Consider the following 669-nt stretch of genomic DNA (forward strand, 5'->3'; position numbering starts at 1 on the left):
GGCGCGAACTCCTGTCGCGGCTCAAYGCGCGCGCGCTGGCGGCGGTGTTCGGCGATGCCCTGGCGGTGCACCGGCTGACCAGGAAACCCGCGCCGAGCCTGGCCGATGCCCTGCACGGGCGCCTGGGCGGGCTCGACCCCGATGAGATCGCTCGCATCGTCGCCCGGGTCGGCGACATGTCCGCAGGTCAGGTGTTCGTGGACGGCTCGACGCTGGGCCATGTCGTCGCGCCGATCAAGCGCGCCCATCCGCCTGTCCGGGTGGTGACCTTCTTCTACAATGTCGAGGCGCGCTTCTTCCTGGGCGCCGCCCGGGCCAAGCGGACCGCGCTCTCGCTCGCCCTGCTCGCCGCCACCTGGGCCGCCGAGCGCGCGGCGGTGCGCCACAGCGATGCGATGATCTGCCTGTCCGCGCGAGACAGCGAGGGCCTGCGCCGGCTGTACGGGCGGGGCGCCGACCATATCGCGCCGATCGCGCTCGACGACGCGCTCCCCGCGCCGCGCCCGGCCATGGCGCCGGACCGGGCGCGCTATCTGCTGTTCGTCGGGGGCGCCTTCTACGCCAACCGGCGCGGGATCGAATGGTTCGCGCGCACCGTGGCACCCAGGTCGCCGTTGCCGACCATGGTGATCGGGCATGGCATGGAGGCCCTGCGCGACAGGCTGGGCG

Annotated in this window: 1 protein-coding gene; it reads left to right on the top strand. The window is 73.7% G+C overall.

Annotated elements, in window-relative coordinates; genetic code table 11:
• The coding region (locus tag AC1DZC_RS20035; RefSeq protein WP_477044495.1) for a hypothetical protein at nucleotides 1–669 on the top strand (669 nt) is incomplete at both ends.

It is taken from the genome of Cellulomonas sp. P2_B4, assembly GCF_056404795.1.